This window comes from Micromonospora sp. NPDC050980 (assembly GCF_040653835.1).
Lineage (GTDB): Bacteria > Actinomycetota > Actinomycetes > Mycobacteriales > Micromonosporaceae > Micromonospora.
In genome coordinates, this window is the sequence record NZ_JBFAGS010000005.1 from 208,858 (window position 1) to 224,782 (window position 15,925).

Annotated in this window: 18 protein-coding genes and 1 pseudogene; 6 read left to right on the forward strand and 13 right to left on the reverse strand. The window is 75.2% G+C overall.

From position 1 onward, the window contains the following. Positions 1-3: 3 nt before the first annotated feature. Complete coding sequence (locus tag AB0H28_RS11115) at positions 4-153, reverse strand: hypothetical protein (RefSeq protein ID WP_172967795.1); 150 nt, start codon at positions 151-153, stop codon at positions 4-6. Positions 154-334: 181 nt separating this feature from the next. On the opposite strand from AB0H28_RS11115, the gene AB0H28_RS11120 reads away from it, so the two are divergent. Next, positions 335-733 carry a VOC family protein gene (locus AB0H28_RS11120; protein WP_358037085.1) on the forward strand — a complete coding sequence of 133 codons (399 nt, stop codon included), beginning with the start codon at positions 335-337 and terminating at the stop codon, positions 731-733. 26 nt (positions 734-759) lie between these two features. On the opposite strand, the gene AB0H28_RS11125 is transcribed toward AB0H28_RS11120, so the two are convergent. The 6 genes and pseudogenes from AB0H28_RS11125 to AB0H28_RS11150 form a co-directional block, all read right to left on the reverse strand. Then, positions 760-1,470, reverse strand: a complete 711-nt coding sequence (locus AB0H28_RS11125; protein ID WP_358037417.1) for a helix-turn-helix transcriptional regulator — start codon at positions 1,468-1,470, stop codon at positions 760-762. A gap of 92 nt (positions 1,471-1,562) precedes the next feature. Then, the gene (locus AB0H28_RS11130; RefSeq protein WP_358037420.1) at positions 1,563-2,777 is read right to left on the reverse strand and encodes a dolichyl-phosphate beta-glucosyltransferase; all 1,215 of its coding nucleotides are present in this window, start codon (positions 2,775-2,777) and stop codon (positions 1,563-1,565) included. Between the two features lie 12 nt (positions 2,778-2,789). Beyond that, a pseudogene (locus AB0H28_RS11135) lies at positions 2,790-5,073 on the reverse strand (glycosyltransferase family 39 protein). Positions 5,074-5,118: 45 nt separating this feature from the next. Continuing rightward, positions 5,119-6,648, reverse strand: coding sequence for an ATP-binding protein (locus AB0H28_RS11140; protein WP_358037088.1), 1,530 nt, complete (start codon positions 6,646-6,648; stop codon positions 5,119-5,121). Next, entirely contained in the window at positions 6,626-7,381 is a 756-nt protein-coding gene (locus AB0H28_RS11145) for a response regulator transcription factor (protein WP_358037091.1), read from the reverse strand. Before AB0H28_RS11145 ends, AB0H28_RS11140 begins: the two co-directional genes overlap by 23 nt. Positions 7,382-7,475: 94 nt before the next feature. Next, positions 7,476-7,700 (reverse strand): hypothetical protein, encoded by a 225-nt coding sequence (locus AB0H28_RS11150; protein WP_358037094.1) that lies wholly within the window; start codon positions 7,698-7,700, stop codon positions 7,476-7,478. Between the two features lie 134 nt (positions 7,701-7,834). Between AB0H28_RS11150 and AB0H28_RS11155 the strand changes: the two genes are divergently transcribed. Further along, entirely contained in the window at positions 7,835-8,782 is a 948-nt protein-coding gene (locus tag AB0H28_RS11155; RefSeq protein WP_358037097.1) for a serine/threonine-protein kinase, read from the forward strand. 76 nt (positions 8,783-8,858) lie between these two features. Next, a complete protein-coding gene (locus AB0H28_RS11160) occupies positions 8,859-9,287 on the forward strand; it encodes an OsmC family protein (protein WP_358037100.1) in 429 nt (142 codons plus the stop codon). Positions 9,288-9,296: 9 nt separating this feature from the next. On the opposite strand, the gene AB0H28_RS11165 is transcribed toward AB0H28_RS11160, so the two are convergent. Then, a complete protein-coding gene (locus AB0H28_RS11165) occupies positions 9,297-9,428 on the reverse strand; it encodes a hypothetical protein (RefSeq protein ID WP_358037103.1) in 132 nt (43 codons plus the stop codon). A gap of 467 nt (positions 9,429-9,895) precedes the next feature. On the opposite strand from AB0H28_RS11165, the gene AB0H28_RS11170 reads away from it, so the two are divergent. Beyond that, positions 9,896-10,585 carry a hypothetical protein gene (locus AB0H28_RS11170; RefSeq protein ID WP_358037105.1) on the forward strand — a complete coding sequence of 230 codons (690 nt, stop codon included), beginning with the start codon at positions 9,896-9,898 and terminating at the stop codon, positions 10,583-10,585. Positions 10,586-10,603: 18 nt separating this feature from the next. On the opposite strand, the gene AB0H28_RS11175 is transcribed toward AB0H28_RS11170, so the two are convergent. From AB0H28_RS11175 to AB0H28_RS11195, 5 genes are all read right to left on the reverse strand, one after another. After that, positions 10,604-11,014: an ATPase gene (locus AB0H28_RS11175; protein WP_358037106.1), complete on the reverse strand. Its 411-nt coding sequence runs from the start codon at positions 11,012-11,014 to the stop codon at positions 10,604-10,606. 131 nt (positions 11,015-11,145) lie between these two features. Next, the gene (locus tag AB0H28_RS11180; protein WP_358037109.1) at positions 11,146-11,592 is read right to left on the reverse strand and encodes a response regulator; all 447 of its coding nucleotides are present in this window, start codon (positions 11,590-11,592) and stop codon (positions 11,146-11,148) included. Positions 11,593-11,663: 71 nt separating this feature from the next. Next, the gene (locus AB0H28_RS11185; RefSeq protein WP_358037111.1) at positions 11,664-12,011 is read right to left on the reverse strand and encodes an STAS domain-containing protein; all 348 of its coding nucleotides are present in this window, start codon (positions 12,009-12,011) and stop codon (positions 11,664-11,666) included. Positions 12,012-12,087: 76 nt separating this feature from the next. Next, complete coding sequence (locus AB0H28_RS11190; protein ID WP_358037114.1) at positions 12,088-13,140, reverse strand: cobalamin-dependent protein; 1,053 nt, start codon at positions 13,138-13,140, stop codon at positions 12,088-12,090. After that, positions 13,137-14,897, reverse strand: a complete 1,761-nt coding sequence (locus AB0H28_RS11195) for a PP2C family protein-serine/threonine phosphatase (RefSeq protein WP_358037117.1) — start codon at positions 14,895-14,897, stop codon at positions 13,137-13,139. Before AB0H28_RS11195 ends, AB0H28_RS11190 begins: the two co-directional genes overlap by 4 nt. A 250-nt stretch (positions 14,898-15,147) precedes the next feature. Between AB0H28_RS11195 and AB0H28_RS11200 the strand changes: the two genes are divergently transcribed. Then, positions 15,148-15,483: an STAS domain-containing protein gene (locus AB0H28_RS11200; RefSeq protein ID WP_358037119.1), complete on the forward strand. Its 336-nt coding sequence runs from the start codon at positions 15,148-15,150 to the stop codon at positions 15,481-15,483. Positions 15,484-15,527: 44 nt separating this feature from the next. Beyond that, the gene (locus AB0H28_RS11205; RefSeq protein WP_358037122.1) at positions 15,528-15,875 is read left to right on the forward strand and encodes an STAS domain-containing protein; all 348 of its coding nucleotides are present in this window, start codon (positions 15,528-15,530) and stop codon (positions 15,873-15,875) included. Positions 15,876-15,925: the final 50 nt, after the last annotated feature.

Consider the following 15,925-nt stretch of genomic DNA (forward strand, 5'->3'; position numbering starts at 1 on the left):
CCGTCAGCCCTGGTCGGTGGGCTGGCGACGGAACCGGCTCACCAGTCGGCGCCAGTAGAGCTTGGCGGCCACGGCCACTCCGGCCACCCCGCCGACCACCGCCTGCACGATGAGACTGCCGGATCCCGCGTCCAGGTAGGCCAGGTGCGTCACGGCTGCTTTCCTTTCCTTCGCCGGTCAAGGTGCCTTGTCCGGTACGCGAGCTTTATTGCTCAAAGACGGACTCGTCCCCTACCGTACGCTGTCGACCGGACACCGCGCGGGTACACCCGGGACTCCTGCCCGTCCGATCCGTTCAAGACGGACCGGTCCAGGTGCGCCTAGCGTGATGGGCATGACACCGCAGTTCGATCTCGTCGGGACGGTCGTCACCGACATGGCCAGGACCCTCGACTTCTATCGCCGCCTGGGCCTGCCGATCCCGGCCGGCGCCGAGGCCGCACCGCACGTGGAGGTCGCTCTGCCCGGCGGCGTGCGGCTGGCCTTCGACACGGTCGAGACCATCCGCGGTTTCCGGCCCGGCTTCGACCCGGCCGGCGGCAACTCGCGGATGAGCATCGCCTTCCGCTGCGCCGACCCGGGCGAGGTGGATCGCTGGTACGCCGAGCTGACCGCGGCCGGTCACCACGGGGAACTGCCCCCGTGGGACGCGGTCTGGGGTCAGCGGTACGCGGTCGTGCGCGACCCGGACGGCAACGGCGTGGACCTGTTCGCACCGCTGCCGCCCGGCTGACCGGCCGGGCGGCTCACCGGCCGGGTTCAGCCGGCGGGCGGGGCGAGCAGCCGCGTCGGCGGCACCCCGGCCAGTTCCCGCACGTCACGGGTGAGGTGGGCCTGGTCGGCGTACCCGGTCCGCGCCGCCACCTCGGCGAGCGGCGCGCCGCCACGGGCCAGGTCGAGCGCGCGGCGCATGCGCAGGATGCGGGCGAGCGTCTTCGGGCCGTACCCGAAGAGGAGCCGGCTGCGCCGGTGCAGGGCCCGCACCCCGAGGCCGACCTCGGCGGCGGTCGCGGCCACCGTCGCGCCGGTGGCGAGCCGGGCGGCGACGTGGGCGCCGAGCGGGTCGGGCCCACCGGCGGCCCGCAGCCGCGCCCGCGCCACCTCCTGGAGGACCGTGGCGCCGCCCGCCGACCAGCCTGGCCGCGCCGTCGCCGCCTCGACCCGCTCGGCCAGGTCACCGGCGGCGCGACCCCACAGGTCGGCGAGCGGGACGCGTTGGTCCCGCAGCTCCTCGGCGGGCACCCCGAGCACGGCCGGGCCGACGCCCGGTGGCAGCCGCAGCCCGATCCACCGCTCCCCCGGCGCCGAGCGCGACAGGTGCGCGGTGCGGTCCGGCCCGGCGACCAGCAGCCCGGCCCGGCTGGACCAGAGCAGGTCCAGGCACCCGTCCGGCAGCACCCGGACCGGCCCCGCCCCGGACGACACACTCGCCCACCGCACCGCCCCCCGCACTGCCTGTTCCGAGTACACGCCGCCACCCTGCCACCCGCCGTCGATCATGAGGTTGGCCGCACCTGCCCCGGCGTGTCGCCACCGCCAACTTCATGATCGACGGGCCACTGTCAGGGGTGGTGGTGCAGGGCCAGGCGGAGCAGGAGGAAACGCAGGGCGGTGGCGATGAGGTTCGCCGCCACCAGCACCGCCAGCTCCGCCGCGCGCGGCGGGGCGGTGAGCGCGTGCAGGAGCGCCAGCGAGCCGCTGGTCAGGGCCAGGCCGAGGGCGAAGGCGAGCAGCCCCTGGAGGTGGTGCCGCCCGGCGTGCCGGCGGCCGGTGACGCCGAACGTGAGCCGCCGGTTGGCCGCCGTGTTGGCCACCGCGGTCAGCAGCAACGCCGACAGGTTCGCCGGTTGCGCACCGAGCGGGCCGCGGGCCGCCAGGAAGAGCAGCAGGTACGCGAGCGTGCTGGCCACCCCTACCGCGGCGAAGCGGGCGAGCTGGCGGGGCAGCCCGGCCGGGACCTGTGCCGGCGGCGCCGGCAGCGGCCCCCGGCCGAGCTGCGCGCGCAGCCGGGCCAGTGGTAGCGCGCCGGTGACCAGCGCGCGGCCCAGCCGCCCGATGCCCCGCAGGTCGGCCAGCGCGGTGGCGACGACGTCGACCCGGCTGTCCGGATCGTCGATCCAGTCCACCGGCACCTCGTGGATCCGCAGCCCGGCCCGTTGGGCCAGCACCAGCAGCTCGGTGTCGAAGAACCAACCGGTGTCCTGGACCAGGGGCAGCAGCTCGGCGGCCACGTCCGCGCGGATCGCCTTGAAGCCGCACTGCGCGTCGGAGAAGCGCACCGCGAGCGTGCCGCGCAGCAACAGGTTGTAGCCCCGGGAGATCACCTCCCGTTTGGCGCCCCGGACAACCCGGCTGGTGCGCGCCAACCGGGTGCCGATGGCCAGGTCGGAGTGGCCGGACAGCAGCGGCGCGACAAGCGGTGGCAGTGCCGCCAGGTCGGTGCTGAGGTCCACGTCCAGGTAGGCGAGCACCGGCGCCGGCGACGCCGACCAGGCGGCCCGCAGCGCCCGTCCGCGCCCCTTCTCCGCCAGGTGCAGCACCCCCACCTCGGGCAGTTCGGCGGCGAGCGCCTCGGCCACCGCCCGGGTGCCGTCGGAGCTGGCGTTGTCGGCCACCGTGATCCGGAAGGGATACGGGAACTGCGCGGTCAGGTAGGCGTGCAGCCGCCGCACGCCGGGGCCGAGGTCGACCTCCTCGTTGTGGACCGGGACCACCACGTCCAGCACGGCGCTCTCGGCGGTGGGCCGGGCGTGCACGGCGGCCCGGGGCTCCGGCATGGTGATCATGGGTCAGCCCTGCTTTCCGCTGCTCAGGTCATACACGGTCACCCCGTCGACGGTGGTCGCGGTGAAGGTCTCGGCCACCCAGGCGCCGATCTCGGCCGCGGCGCTGCTGCCGCCGTCGGCCCGGAAACCGCCCCCGCCGAGGAAGTAGTGGATCCGGCCGTCGGCCACGTACCGCTGGAACGCCGTCAGGGTCGGCGACGGGTCGCTGCCGTTGAAGCCGCCGATCGGCATCACCGGCGCCCCGGTGGCCAACTGGTAGCCGGAGGCGTTGTTCGAGCCGACCGTGGCCGCCACCCAGGTGTAGTCGGCGGCGTCGGCCCTGAGCAGCGCCGTCATCTCGGCGCTCGGCTCGCGGGCGTCGAGCAGCCCGCCCATGCCGCCGCCGCGCTGCCCGCGCCCGGCGTCCCGCCCGACGTCGCCCGGACCGGAACCGCCGTCCTGGCCGGTGCCGGAGCCGTCGGGCAAGCCCGGGAAGGCTCCGTTCCGACCGGCGCCGGTGCCGTCCGGGAAGCCCGGCGGCAGGACGCCGCCCGGGAAGGCTCCGTTCCGGCCGCCCGGAACCTGGCCGTTGCCGGCGCCCGGAAAGCCCGGGAACCCGCCGGGGAACTCCGCGCCGCCCGGCATCCGCCCGCCGGGGAAGCCGCCCGGACCGAAGCCGCCCGCCACGTACGGGCCGGCACTGGGGATCGAGCCGCGGTGCGCGGTGGTGGCGGTCTGCAGCGCGTACGCCGCCGGGCCGCCCAGCGCCGTCAGGACCCCGAGCGTCAGCACCCCCACCGGCGCCCACCGGGCCCACCGTCCGCCCGCCGTCCCGCCCCGAGCCGGCGTGACCACGGCGCCCGCGTCACCGCGAACCGCCCGGGCCGGCCCGAACCCCTTGGTCATCGGGGCGTCGAGGAGGGCCAGGAGCACGGCGGTGGTCAGCCCGACGGCCAGCACGGCGGTACGCAGCCACGGGTGCCAGTCCGGGCTGCGGCCGAGCAGGCGCCACGACCACCAGGCGGTCACCGCCAGCGCGCCGGCCAGGAGCAGCGTGGCGCCGTGCCCGCGCCACCGGCCGGGCGCGCGCCGGGCCCGCCACAGCAGGGTGGCCCCGATGCCGACCAGCGCGCCGACGGCCGGCGCCAGGGCGACCGTGTAGTAGGCGTGGAAGATGCCGGACATGAAGCTGAAGATCAACCCGGTGACCAGCAGCCAGCCGCCCCAGAGCAGCAGGCCGGCCCGCCGCCGGTCGGTCCGCGCCGACCGCCCGGCCAGCCACCCGCCGGCCACCAGCAGGATCAGCGCGGCCGGCAGCAGCCAGGAGATCTGCCCACCGACCTCGGTGTCGAACATCCGCAGCAGGCCGGCCTGCCCGGAGAACGGCCCGCCCGCGCCGCCCGGCCGCCCAGCCCCGCCGACGCTGCCCACCTCGTCGCCGGTGATCCGGCCCAGGCCGTTGTAGCCGAGGGTCAGCTCCAGGATGCTGTTGTGCTGCGAGCCGCCGATGTACGGCCGGGCGCTCGCCGGGACCAGCTCCACGATCGCCACCCACCAGCCGGCGGAGACCAGCACCGCCAGCCCGGCCAGCAGCAACTGGCGGATCCGCCGCCCCGAGGCCCGTCGGCGCGGCCAGCAGGTAGACGCCGGCGAACACCGGGATCACCAGGAACGCCTGGAGCATCTTGGTGAGGAAGCCGAAGCCGACCAGCACGCCGGCCAGCGCGAGCCACCGGGTGCTCGCGGTCTCGACCGCCCGCACCGTGGCGTACGCGGCGGTCAGCAGCAGGAGCACCAGCAGCGCGTCAGGGTTGTTGAAGCGGAACATCAGGGTGGCCACCGGCGTCGAGGCGAGGACCGCGCCGGCGAGCAGGCCGGCCGCCGGGCCGTACCAACGGCGGACCGCGGCGTGGAGCACGCCGACCGACGCGACGCCGAGCAGCGCCTGCGGCGCCAGGACCGACCAGCTGCTCAGCCCGAAGAGGCGCACCGAGAGCGCCATCAGCCAGAGCGAGGCGGGCGTCTTGTCCACGGTGATCGAGTTGGCCGCGTCCGAGGAGCCGTAGAAGAAGGCCGTCCAGCTCTCCGACCCGGCCTGTGCAGCCGCCGAGTAGAAGGCGTTGCCCCAGCCCGAGGCGCCCAGGCCGCACAGGTAGAGCACTCCGGTGGCCGCCAGCAGGCCCAGCAGGGCCGGGCGGGCCCAGCGCGGATCGCCCGCCGGCGTCGGCTCGGGTACGGGCGCGGCGGCCGGCGCGGGCGGACCGGCGGGCGCGGGCGGACCAGTCAGCAGGCTCTCAGTTCTGTCCATGCCGGCCAGCCTCGCCAGGCACGCTGGCGTGCCTCCGTGAACCGGCTAGGCCTGCGCTGTGGATCCGGGCAGCCAGACGGTGAACACGGTGCGGCCGGGCCGGCTGGCCACCTCGACCCGGCCGTGGTGCGCCTCCACCACGGCGGCGACGATGGCCAGGCCCAGGCCGGTGCTGCCGTGGGCCCGGGAGCGGGAGCTGTCGCCCCGGGCGAACCGCTCGAACACCTCCGGTTGCAGGTCCGCCGGGATGCCCGGCCCGTCGTCGGTGACGCCGAGTCGCACCCCACCCGGCGCCACCGCCAGCCGGGTGGTCACCGTGGTGCCGGGCGGGGTGTGCACCCGCGCGTTGGCGAGCAGGTTCGCCAACACCTGGTGCAGCCGGTGCGCGTCGCCGGCGACGGTGAGCGGCTCGTCCGGCAGGTCGAGCTGCCAGCGGTGCTCCGGGCCGGCCACGTGCGCGTCGCTCACCGCGTTCACCGCCATGGCGGTGAGGTCGACCGGCTCGGCGGTGAGCGGGCGACCGGAGTCCAGCCGGGCCAGCAGCAGCAGGTCGTCGACGAGACTCGTCATCCGGGTGCTCTCCGACTCGACCCGACGCAGCGCGTGCGCCACGTCCGGCGGTACCTCCTGCCGGCCGCGCCGGGCCACCTCGGCGTAGCCGCGGATGGCGGCCAGCGGCGTGCGCAGCTCGTGGCTGGCGTCGGCGACGAACTGGCGTACCCGCATCTCGCTGGCCTGTCGCGCGGCGAGCGCGGCGGCGACGTGGCCCAGCATCCGGTTGAGCGCGCCGCCGACCTGCCCGACCTCGGTGCGGGGGTCGGTGTCGGCGGCCGGGACCCGGACCGACAGCGCCACCTCGCCGCGGTCCAGCGGCAGCTCGGTGACCCGGGCGGCGGTGGCGGCGACCCGGTTCAGCGGACGCAGCGTGCCCCGCACGATCAGCGCGCCGAGACCGCCGGCGACGACCAGGCCGGCGCCGATCACCCCGGCCTGGGCGACGACCATCCACATGACCGTCTCCTCGACCTGGGCCAGCGGGATGGCCAGCACCAGCACGTCGCCGTCACCCCGTGGCGAGTTGACGGCGATCGCCCGGTAGTCCCCCCGGTCACCGACGTCGATCGTGCGGGGGCGGTCGGTGGGACGCAACGCGGCAAGCGTGGCCAGTTCGGCGGCGGACGCCGCCTCGGCGCTGCCGCTCTCGGTCCGGATCTGCCCGGCGGCGGCACCGGACGGCGGCACCCGGACCGCGATCGAGCCCGGCGGGAAACCGCCCGGTGGCGGCGGCGCCCCCTCCGGCACCGGCTGGACCGGCCGTGCCGGCTGGTCCAGCCGGTAGGAGTCCGGTCGGGCCCAGCGCGCGAAATCGCCGGGCCGGCGGTCGCCGAAGGTGAGCTGGTTGTCGACCTGCCTGATCAGGAAGTGGCGCAGGGCGACCGTGGTCAACCCGCCGATGACCACGCTGACCAGCGCCAGCAGCGCCACCACGGAGAGCACCAGCCGGCGGCGCAGCGACCAACCGGCCAGCCGGCGGCGCAGCCGCCCGCCGTGGTCACGGGGCGGGTTTGAGGACATAGCCGGCCCCGCGCAACGTGTGGATCATGGGCGGCCGGCCGGCGTCGATCTTCTTGCGCAGGTACGAGATGTACAACTCGACCACGTTGGCCTGGCCGCCGAAGTCGTAGTTCCACACCCGGTCCAGGATCTGCGCCTTGCTCAGCACCCGGCGTGGATTACGCATCAGGTAGCGCAGCAGCTCGAACTCGGTAGCGGTGAGCGTGATCAGGTCGTCGCCGCGGCGGACCTCGTGGCTGTCCTCGTCGAGGCTGAGGTCGCCGACGGCGAGGATCGCCTCCTCCCGGGCCGCCACCGCGAACCCGGAACGGCGCAACAGTGCGCGCAGCCGGGCGATCACCTCCTCCAGGCTGAACGGCTTGGTGACGTAGTCGTCACCGCCGACGGTGAGCCCGGCGATCCGCTCCTCCACCGCGTCGCGGGCGGTCAGGAAGAGCACCGGCACGCTGGGCGACTGCTCGCGCAGGCGGCGCAGCACCTGGAAGCCGTCCAGGTCGGGCAGCATCACGTCGAGCACCACCGCGTCCGGCCGGAACTGCCGGGCCGCGCTGATCGCCGTCGTGCCGTTGCCGGCGGTGCTGACCTGCCAGCCCTCGTAGCGCAGAGCCATCGAGAGCAGGTCGGTGAGGGTCGGTTCGTCGTCGACCACCAGCACCCGCACCGGTTCGCCGTCCGGTCGGCGCAGCTCGATCCGGCCCTGCGCGGCCTGCCCGTTCATGACCATGCTCCCCATCGTGGGCGCACCCGCTGTACCGGTGCTGTCCCGATCCTGTGTACCAGCTGTGCCGGCGACGCGCGGGGAAGCGGGCGGGGCTACCCGAGCCGGTTCACTCGGTCGCGCCGAACGGCTCGGTGCGCACGAAGCGCATGGTCCAGCCGTCCGTACCGGCCTGCCCGCCGAGTTCGTAGAGGTGGTCGGCCACGCTGTCGGCCGGCTGGTCGGGACGGCGCATGATCCAACGGGCCGGTGGCGCCCCGTCCGGCCCGGCCGGCAGTTCCCGGACCAGGCCGTCGGCCGGCCCGCCGACGAACCGCACCCGCGCCAGCGCCACCGCTCGCCTCCCTCCGGTGTCGACACCCCCGCTCGCGAAGCTACCCCGGACGCCCGCCCGGTCCGGGCGGTTTGCACAGCTCGGGCGCCGGGTAGCGGAACCCGGGGGAACCGGACGAGGACGAGGAGTGGTCGATGAGGACGCTGGGCGGGCGGTACGAGCTCGAACAGCGAGCCGGCCTCGGCGGGATGTCGGAGGTATGGCGGGCCCACGACCGCGTGCTGGACCGGACCGTCGCGATCAAACTGATCACGCCCGGGCTCGACGACGACGCCGGCTCGGTGCAACGCATCCAGGCCGAGGCCCGCTCGGCGGCCCGGCTGGTGCACCCGAACGTCGCCAGCGTGCACGACTTCGGCACCGCCACGCTGCCGGACGGGCGGTCGGTCCCGTACATCGTGATGGAGCTGGCCGAGGGCGAGACGCTCGCCGCGCACCTGCGCGCCGGACCGCTGGACTGGCGCATCGCGGTGCGGGTCTGCGCCGAGGTGTGCGCCGCCCTGGCCGCCGCGCACGGGCACGGCATCGTGCACCGGGACGTGAAGCCGGCGAACGTGATCCTCACACCGTCCGGCGTGAAGGTGCTCGACTTCGGCATCGCCACCCCGACCGGCGCACCGGACCACACGCCGGCGGGGATCGTGGTGGGCACCCCGGCCTATCTGGCCCCGGAGCAGCTCGACCGGCAGCCGGCCACGCCGGCCGCCGACATGTACGCGCTCGGCGTGCTGCTCTACTACTGCCTGACCGGGCGGCTGCCGTACGAGGCCGACAGCACCACCCAACTGCTCGGCGCGCGCCGCCGCCGGCCGCCGCACCCGTTGCCGGAGATCCCCGGGTTGCCGGCCGAGGTGGCGCAGCTCTGCGAGCGCTGCCTCGACTCCGATCCGGCCGTGCGGCCGACCAGCCCGATGGCCGCGCTGCTGCTGGCCGAGGCGGTGGACGCGCGCATCTACGTGCCGATGACCGTGCTGCTGCCCCGGCAGCGCGTGCCGGAGGTGTCGCCGTGGACCGACCGGGCCGCCGCCGAGGTGACCGAGGCGATGGCGGTGGACGCCGCCACGAGCGGGGGGATCCGCTGAGCGTACTGCCCACCCGGCCGCGGTTTCGCCGCTCGGGTGCCGGGAACGCCTGCCGGTGAGTGACGGGAGGAACGCGATGCCGGATCCGAGTTCCTGGCTGGCCGAGTCGGCCACGGCGACCGCGGCGGGTGGTCACGTACGCACCGACGACGGCGGTCTCTCCTCCGCCCTGGCGTCGCCGCTGGCGCCGCACTGCACCGGCCTGACGCCGGAGCAGCTCCTGGCCGCCGCGTTCGCGTCGTGCCTGCACCACGCCGCGGTGGAGGCGGCCGGCGAGATCACCGACGAGGCACACACCGTGCAGGTGACCGCGGAGGCGAAGCTGGGCCGCGACGACGACGGCTGCTACCGCGCCGACGTGCACGCCGAGATCTCCTCGGCCGGGCTCACCCGGGAGCAGCTGTCGGAGCTGGTCGCGTACGCCGACCGGCTCTGGCCGTTCTCCAGCGGCGACCCGAGCCGGCATCGGCTCACGGTGACCCCGGCGGAGAACGGCCGGCACTGACCGGTCGTCTCACCAGCGGAAACCGGCGGTCACGAGGAGCGCGCTGAGCAGCACAGCGCCGACGATGACGCCCATCCCCCGCCGCCCCCGGCGGCCGGCTGCTTCACCGGCCGGCCGCTCGTCGATCATCTGCCCCGTCACCGTCCGCATCCTATCGAGCGGCCGGGTGGGGCGAGGGGCCGATTCGGCGGTGCGCGGCATCCGGTCGCATCGGTGGGCCGGCGGATGGCGGCGGGCCAGGTGACGGGGTGTGGCTAGGCCGAACGGGTGAGGCCCCCGGCGGTGGCTGCGCCGATCGTCCGACGCCCGTTTCCTGCCGGCCAAGCCGGCATGCGAGATGTTTACGACACGCGAGGTACATGCCGTTTCTGGGCTACCGACGGTTATGTGACGGCTGATTCCGGCAAACTGTGGCGCATCCCACCAAGTGGCCCGATGGCAAGGGCCGGGAAGATCTCTAACCTCGGCGCGTGCCCCCCGACCACCCCCATCCCCCGACACCGCCCGCGACGCGCCCGGTTCGCCGAACGATCGACCCGGCATCGGCCGAACGGCGGGTAGGGCGACACCGCGCCCCGGAACCGCCCCGCCGCGGCCCCGGGCGTTCCGTGCCCGGCCGACTCGCGGTCACCGCCGGCGTCACCTGCTGCCTCGGTCTCATCGGCGTGGTCGGCGTCGGTGAGGCCGGACACCAGCACCTGGAGGTCGGTGCGGCGCTCGCCGACCGGGCCGCCACCGAGCAACGCGCCTCCCGGGACTTCACCCGCGTCGCGCCGCCGGTCGCCACCCCGGCCCCGGCCGCCACGCCGAGCCCCGCACCGGCAACCAGGAAGGCGCCGACGAGGGCCACGCGCCCGGTGCGCCCACGGCCGGTCGCCGGCCTCGACCAACGGCAGATGGACAACGCGAAGGCCATCGTCGACGTCGGGCGGCAGATGAAGCTGCCGCGCCGGGCGCTCGTGGTGGCGGTGGCCACCGCCATGCAGGAGAGCGACCTGCACAACCTGGCCAACGACGGGCTGCCCGAGTCGTTCGACCACCCGCACCAGGGCAGCGGCTCCGACCACGACTCGGTCGGGCTGTTCCAGCAGCGCCCGAGCAGCGGCTGGGGCACCGTCGCCCAGCTCATGCGGCCGGCGTACGCGGCCCGGGCGTTCTTCGCCGCGTTGGTCGAGGTGCCCGGCTGGGCAGACCTGAGCATCACCGGCGCGGCCCAGGCGGTGCAGGTATCCGCCTTCCCGGACGCCTACGCCAAGCACGAGGAGCGGGCCGACACCGTGGTGGCGGCGCTCACCTGATCGGGCCGGGGACCCGCCTCACCGCGCGCCGGAGAGGAGGTCATCGACGCGGGCCTCGTGGCGGCGGCGGGCCAGCAGCGCGGCCTCGAACTCCCGACGCGCCCGCAGCGCCTCGGCGTACGCCTCCTCCCGCACCCGACGCGCCTCGTCCCGGGCGGCGGCCAACTCGGCGCGGGCCCGGGCCAGCAGGTCGGCGATCTCCCGCTCGGCGGCGTTCGGGTCGGCGGTGGCGTCCGGCGCCGGCGCGGCCCGGCGCCCGAGGAATTCGCCGAGGTGCCGGGCGTCCAGCCGGATCTGGTCCCACTCGCGGCCCGTGCCCGCGACGCCCTCCACGCGTGCCGCCAGCCGGCCCAGTTGCAGCTCCACCTCGTCTAGGCAGGAATCCACCTGACGCCGGTCGTAACCGGACTCCACCACCGAGAACCTCATCCGTCGCCCCCAGGAAGCCGCACCCGTCCCCCACCGACGATCCTGCGGGGCGGACGCGACCGGGGGCGGCCGTTCCGGCAAAACGTCTCGGGCAGAATGTTCAGTATCCGGATGCCCGGACGTTCCGGCCGTCAGCCGTGCTTCGGCAGCACGACCACCCGGCCGAAGAACTCGTCGATCCGGCGCACCACGTCGTTGAAGTCGTCCAGGTCGATCGGCTTGGTCACGTACGCGTTGGCCTGGAGCGTGTAGCTGCTGACCACGTCGGTGTCGGCGTTGGAGGTGGTGAGCACCACGATCGGGATGGTCCGCAGATTCTCGTCCTGCTTGACCTCGCCGAGCACCTGCCGCCCGTCCATCCGGGGCATGTTCAAATCGAGCAGGATGACGTCCGGCCGCTGCGCCTCGACGTGCCGGCCCTCGCGACGCAGGAACTCCATCGCCTCCTCGCCGTCGGCGACCACGTCGATGACCTTCTCGACGTCCGAGTCCTCGAGCGCTTCCTCGATCATCAGGACGTCGCCCGGGTCGTCGTCCACCACCAGGATGCGAACGGGGTTGGGGCTGGGCTGACCCATGGGGCTACCTGCTTCGGTCTCGAGGAGGGCGCCGGCCGCACGGCCGGCCGCTGGCGGGGAAATCTATCCGATCAGGAGCTGGCCGACGCCGTCGGGTCGGCCGTGTCGCGGCGGTGCGCGAGCACCTCGGCCAGGCCGGTCACCTGGAGCACCCGGGCCACCGGGCCGCTCGCTCCGGTCAGCCGCAACCAGCCGCCGTCGGCGGCGACGAGGTTGTCCCCACGGACGAAGGCGGCGATGCCGGTCGAGTCGCAGAACGTCAGCTCGGTGAGATCCAGCAGAAGCTCCCGCCGGCCCCCGGCGACGAGCCGGTCGATCACCGCGTTCAACTCGCCGGCCGTGCTCAGGTCGAGCTCACCGGCGAGGCGAAGGTCGACGCCGATCTCGCCCCGCTCGGCGGGTGTGACGGTGAGCGTCACCGTGGCCCCTCTCGCTCCCACCGCAGGCGAGCCCTTGCAGTGCAGCAAGTATAGGGGGCGCCGGGGAGTTCGCGAGTCAGCGGCCCGCGGTCGCCGCCGGAAGCCCACCGACCACGGCACGCCCCCGGTCGAGGAAGCCGGCCGCGCGGGGGAAGTCACGCAGCTCCCGTCCGTAGTGGTCGAGCGTCAGGACGACCGCGTCAGCCGGCACCCCCCGGCTGACCAGGATCTCCACCAGCCACTCGACGAACTCGGCGAAGAGCGTGCCGTCGTCGACGTAGAGCGCGGCGGCCAGGAAGTCGACGATGTGGCCGAGATCCCCGACCGTGGCGTCGAGCTGCGCCGGGGTGTAGTCGGCCACCGCCGGCACCCGCCCGCGGAGATCGTTCAACGCGCTGTCGATCAGCTCACCACGGCGCTTGACCAGGCTGGCGTACTCGTCGTCGGCCGGGTGGTCCGGTCGCGCCGCCGGCACCGCGCGCAGCGCCCGGTCGTCGGCGACCAGTTCGGCCGCGGCCGGCGCGTCCGGGGCCCACGCCACGCCGAGCGCCCGGGCCCAGCGGCCGTCCGCGCCGAAGCCACGCCCGCCCACCACCACCGGCACGTCGGCCCGGCGACACGCCTCGATCATCCGGTGGGCGTGCGGCAACCGCATCGGCAGGGCGCAGGCCAACGCCACCGCGTCGGCGTCGTAGCGGTGCAGGTAGGACACCAGGTGCGCGGCCGGGACGCTGGCGCCGAGGAAGACCACCTGCCAGCCCCGCAGCCGCAGCACCTCGGCGACCAGCCGGGCCGGCAACGCATGCCACTCACCGTCCATGCAGGCCACCACCACCCGGCCGCGGGTCGGCCGCGCATCGGCGTACGCGGCCACCGCGGCCACCACCCGCTCGCTGATGTGGGTGGCGGCGTGCTCCTGGGCCACGCTCCACTCGTTGCGCGCCCACCGCTCGCCCACCTCTGCCTGGGCCGGGGCGACCAGGTCGAGCAGGACCCGCTCGGCCGGCACGCCCGCCTCCAGCAGCCCCCGGGCCACCGCCACCGCCGCCTGCTCGTCGGCCTCGGCCAGGCAGTCCAGGTAGCCGGGGAAGGCGTGGACCGGGTCGGCCCCGGTGGTCGTCGCACTCACGCGGGCAGCCCTCTCGGTCGGTCGGTCCTCGGCTCCGGCACCGCGTGCAGGTGACGGGACGCCCGTCCCGCCGGGCCGCTCGCCCGTAGCGCGAGCACCGCGATGTCGTCGTGGTCGCCGTGGGCGAGCCAGTCGCAGGTCACCTGCTCGACCCGCTCGGCCAACGCGGGCGCGGGCATCCGGTGACAACCGGTCACCGCGTTGACCAGCCGGTCGGCGCCGAACTGCTCGTCACCGCGCCAACCGCCGCGCGCCTCGGTCACCCCGTCGCTGTAGAGCAGGCAGGTCTCCCCGGGTGCCAGGTGCACCGTGGTCTCGCCGATGCGCGGGTCCGGCACCACACCGATCAGCATGCCGCTCAACGGCACCACCTCGACGTCGCCGGACTCGCGGAGCACCAGCGGCGGCAGGTGACCACCGCCGGCCAGGGTCAGGGTCAGGCCGCCGTCGCGGTGCGGCCGGGTCACGCCGAGCACCATGGTGGCGAAGCGGCCCTGACCGTGGGCCTGGGTGGTCTCCAGCAGCGCGCCGTTGAGCAGCTTCAGCAGCCGCCCCGGCTGCGCCTCGACCCGGTGCAGGGCGTGCAGGCACTGGCGGAGCTGACCGGTGGAGACCGCCGCCTCCACCCCCTTGCCGGACACGTCACCCAGGAAAAAGACCGAACCGCCGCCGGCGAGCCGGTGCGAACCGTAGAAGTCGCCGCCGATGCGCAGCCCGGCCTGCGCCGGTCGGTAGGCCGTGCCCCACTGCACCCCGGGGGCCGGCGCCGGCTCGACCGGCAACAGGCTGGCCTGGAGGGTGTCGGCGACCTCGGCCTGATCGCGGTAGAGCATGGCGGTGGTCAGCGCGGCACCGGCCCGGGCCGCGAACGCGCGGACCAGGTCGACGTCGGCCTCGTCGTACCAGCGGCCGGCGCGGCGGGCCACCAGCAGCACGCCGGCCGGGGCCTCGCGGCCGGGCAGCGGCACCACCCGGGCGGTCGCGCCGGGCACGTCGAGGCCGGGCAGCCAGCCCGCCTCGGCCGCCTGCTCGACCAACCAGTCCAGCGCGTGCGGCTCGGTGCCGGCGAGGCCGGTCTCGATCGCCGCGGGCAGCGCCGCGGCCGGCAGCACGCCGCTGTCCACGGCCGGGGCCTCGTCGTCCGCGCGCACCGCCCGCCACCAGCGGGCCCGCCCGGAGCGGGGGGCCAGCACCAGCACCGCGACGTCGGCGACCGTGGGCACGGCGAGCCGGGCCACCGCGGCCGCCGCCCGGTCCGGGTGCAGCGGATTGCCGAGCTTCTCGCCGACCGCGGCGAGAAAGAGCGAGCGGGCCCGCTCGGCCAACAGCGCGTCGGCCCGGCTGACGCTCTCGGTGACGTCCTCGACGTACCAGCAGCGCCGGGCGGAGGACAGCGGCACCGACCGCAGCCGCAACCGCCGGCCGTGGTGGGTGAACTCCGCCGGTCCGTCGCCGCGCAGCGGCGCCACGTCGGCGGCGGCGAGCACCTCGCCGCACCTCACCTCGGGTACGAGCCGCTCCGCGACCGGACTCACGTGACGCACCACACCGTCGGCGTCGCAGACGACGAGTCCTTCGCGGAAGTGCTCCACCACCTCGGAGAAGTCCGGGACGGCGGTGAGGTCGTGGTCGGGTGCCAGCCGAGGCAGGGCGGACGTCAGCGGGGCGGCGGCGGACCAGGCCGAAGCCCGCGGGGCACTCGGCGTGGAGATCCGTCCGTCGCCCGGGTCGGAACCCCTGACGTCGGCAGCAGTCACCAGCTAAGCCCACTCTCCTCGTCGACATCGGTGCGGCGCCGACAGCGGCGCCATGGTCGGATCCCGTCACCCCACCCTACGCCGGTGTGCCCGGACCGCCACCCGACGAGGCCGGGGCGAAGACACGCCGAGCGGTCCGGGTCCGGCATTGTTACGATCCCGTCGTCCCTGCCCGGCCGGCAGCCTGTGGAAAGGCGTCATGGTGGTTCCTCGACGGAGAAAACCCGAAGCCGCACCGCTGAGCATCTCCGTGGACCGCGCCGACCCGGCCGCCCCGGTCGTCAGCGTCGCCGGCGACCTGGCCTACGCCACCGCCGCGCCGCTGCGCGCCGAGGTCGACCGCCTGCTCGCCGGGCGTCCCGCGACGCTGGTGCTCGACTTCGGCGGGCTGCAGTTCTGCGACAGCACCGGGCTCTCGGTGATCGTGCACGCCTGGCGCGAGGGGCAGCAGGACGGCACCACCGTCGAACTCCGGTCGGTCCCGCGCTTCCTGACGACCATCCTCGACATGACCGGGGTCACCGGCCTGCTGGGCCGGCCGCCGGTCGACCGGCGGCGGGCGCCCGGCTCGGCCGCGTCCGCGTGACCCCCGGGGTTTTCCGGGCCGTCCCCGACTGGGAACATGGGCGCATGCCCTCTCCGTTGCTGACCATCGAGGTGGATCGGCGCGACGCCGGTTCCGCCCGGCTGCGGCTGGTCGGTGAGCTCGACTTCGACACCGCCCCGGAGCTCGTCGCGACCGCCACCGAACTGCGCCGCGACGGTCATCAGGAGCTGTGGCTCGACTTCGCCGGGGTGACCCTGTGCGACTCCTCCGGCCTGAGCGCACTGGTGGTGATCCACCGCTCCGGCACCGGCGGGGTCCACCTGACGGACCTGACCCCGAACGTCCGGCAACTGCTGGACCGCACCGGCCTGGCCGAGGTGCTCCCCGTCCCGCCCCGAACGGCCGGAGGCGTCGACCGCGAGGTGGGCTGAGGCGGCCCGCGACGGCCCGCGGGCGGGGGTGGCCCCCGACCCTGGGACCA

Bases quoted from the DNA above. Each gene is read 5' to 3' on its own strand.
- AB0H28_RS11130 (WP_358037420.1), bottom strand. From the start codon at position 2,777: ATGCCGGAGCCCCGGGCCGCCGTGCACGCCCGGCCCACCGCCGAGAGC.
- AB0H28_RS11160 (WP_358037100.1), top strand. From the start codon at position 8,859: ATGCCGGATCCGAGTTCCTGGCTGGCCGAGTCGGCCACGGCGACCGCG.
- AB0H28_RS11155 (WP_358037097.1), top strand. From the start codon at position 7,835: ATGAGGACGCTGGGCGGGCGGTACGAGCTCGAACAGCGAGCCGGCCTC.
- AB0H28_RS11120 (WP_358037085.1), top strand. From the start codon at position 335: ATGACACCGCAGTTCGATCTCGTCGGGACGGTCGTCACCGACATGGCC.
- AB0H28_RS11180 (WP_358037109.1), bottom strand. From the start codon at position 11,592: ATGGGTCAGCCCAGCCCCAACCCCGTTCGCATCCTGGTGGTGGACGAC.
- AB0H28_RS11140 (WP_358037088.1), bottom strand. From the start codon at position 6,648: ATGTCCTCAAACCCGCCCCGTGACCACGGCGGGCGGCTGCGCCGCCGG.
- AB0H28_RS11175 (WP_358037106.1), bottom strand. From the start codon at position 11,014: ATGAGGTTCTCGGTGGTGGAGTCCGGTTACGACCGGCGTCAGGTGGAT.
- AB0H28_RS11205 (WP_358037122.1), top strand. From the start codon at position 15,528: ATGCCCTCTCCGTTGCTGACCATCGAGGTGGATCGGCGCGACGCCGGT.
- AB0H28_RS11145 (WP_358037091.1), bottom strand. From the start codon at position 7,381: ATGGGGAGCATGGTCATGAACGGGCAGGCCGCGCAGGGCCGGATCGAG.